This window comes from Bacteroidales bacterium (assembly GCA_035353855.1).
GTDB lineage: Bacteria > Bacteroidota > Bacteroidia > Bacteroidales > CG2-30-32-10 > DAOQAK01.
In genome coordinates this window covers 1-1,942 of record DAOQAK010000092.1, presented here as the reverse complement: position 1 = coordinate 1,942, position 1,942 = coordinate 1, and the positions used below count along the sequence as shown (strand labels likewise).

Here is a 1,942-nt window from a genome sequence, read left to right as displayed (position 1 = left end):
ATATTTGAGCAATTATATCATCAAAAATAAAATAGAATATTATAAATTGCTTCAGGATGTAAGAATGAATAATATTTGGGAAGAATGGTTATTGTTTATGATTAAAGGAGTTGAACAAACATCAAAAGAAACAATAAAATTAATCATTCAGATTCGTGAATTGATGATGAAATATAAACATACTTTGCGCGAGAATTATAAATTTTATAGCCAGGAATTATTGAACAATTTATTTAAGCATCCATATACAAAGATTGAATTTATTGTTAGTGATTTAAAAGTTTCACGAATTACCGCTGCAAATTATTTAAATAAATTAGCAGATGACGGATTATTAAAAAGAAAAAAATTAGGAACCGGCAATTACTATATAAATGAGCCGTTATTTGAATTATTATCAAAAAGATAAATATCAGGATAGTAATATTGTTGATTAAATATTAAAAGTTTTGAAAAAACAATCTACCATAAAACCCACACCAATGCTTGAATTTTTTAAGCCCGATAAAAGCAAAACACTTTTGCTGAAACTTTTTACCAATACCATTTCTGCCGGTTTTCCTTCACCTGCAGAGGATTTTCTTGATAAAAAATTGGACCTGAACGAATACCTGATAAAAAATCCTTCGGCAACTTTTTTAGTAAGAGTGAATGGGAATTCAATGATAGATGCGGGAATATTTAATGGTGATATTCTTATTGTCGACCGTTCTGTTGAAGCTACAAACGGTAGGATTGTGATAGGTGTTATTAATGGCGAATTCACAGTTAAACGAATTATAAAAAGCGGGAAAAAAGTTTTTCTGAAACCCGAAAACGAAAAATTCAAACCCATTGAACTTACCGAAGATATGGACTTTAAAATATGGGGCGTGGTAATTTATACCATTCACAAAACTTGATTTTTTTCTCTGTTTACTTTGTGTAACTCGTAGTATTCTCTGTGGCTAAAAAATTATATCAATAAGAAAAAGAAAATAATTACGGATTTATTTTCGATTCAATTCCATAAGCTCTTTCGTTGCGGCCTTCAATGTAATTAATGAATGATTTATTCACTACTTTATTACCACCGGGTGTAGGATAATTACCTGTAAAATACCAATCACCTTTGTTGTCTGGGCAGGATTCATGCAGGTCTTCAATGGTCTGGAAAATAATTTGCAGATCCGCTTTCACTTCTTTTTCTTTCAGCATAAAAGAAATTTTTTCCGAAACCTGTTCAGCGGTAAATGCTTTGTAAATAAGTTTTACATAATTAACAATTTCTTCTTTCGGAAGAAGTTCCTGTTCTTTACATTTCTTGTAAACTTCGTTGATAATATTATCCTGGCGAGTGTCTTTCAATAATTCTATGGCTGCTTTAAATGCAATAAAATCGCTTAGTTTAGCCATATCAATACCATAGCAATCAGGATAACGTATCTGCGGAGCCGATGATGCAATAATTATTTTTTTTGGTCCGAGCCGGTCGAGCATGCGGATAATACTGTTTTTTAAAGTAGTTCCGCGAACAATAGAATCGTCAAGAACAACTAATGTATCTTTCCCTTTTCTTACTATGCCATAGGTTACATCATAAACATGCGTTACCAGGTCGTCGCGCTTGGTATCCTGGGTGATGAATGTACGAAGCTTTACATCTTTAACGGCAAGTGTTTCAATCCTGGGTTTTAGTTTTAATATTTCATCAAGTTTTTCAGAAGTGATATTACCACTGCATTGCAGAATTTTTTCTTTATGAACTTTTTTACAGAAAGTGTCCAGTTCTTCTACCAGTCCGTTAAAGGCAGTAGATGCGGTATTGGGAATATATGAAAAAACAGTATTCTCAAAATCATAATTGATAGCTTTCAGTATTGCGGGAGTAAGATATTTTCCAAGGTCTTTTCTTTCCTGGTAAATATTTTTATCTGTTCCGCGCGAGAAATAAATTCGTTCA

3 protein-coding genes are annotated in these 1,942 nt (G+C 32.1%); 2 read left to right on the top strand and 1 reads right to left on the bottom strand.

The window, feature by feature from the left end; genetic code table 11:
* On the top strand, positions 1–409 hold a 409-nt coding region (locus tag PKK00_15055; protein ID HNW99722.1), incomplete at its 5' end, for a Fic family protein.
* Positions 410–449: 40 nt separating this feature from the next.
* Positions 450–902, top strand: coding sequence for a translesion error-prone DNA polymerase V autoproteolytic subunit (gene umuD / locus PKK00_15050; GenBank protein HNW99721.1), 453 nt, complete (start codon positions 450–452; stop codon positions 900–902).
* A gap of 79 nt (positions 903–981) precedes the next feature.
* Here umuD and PKK00_15045 read toward each other — a convergent pair.
* Positions 982–1,942, bottom strand: a 961-nt coding sequence (locus tag PKK00_15045; protein HNW99720.1) for an amidophosphoribosyltransferase, incomplete at its 5' end; no start/stop codon positions are given.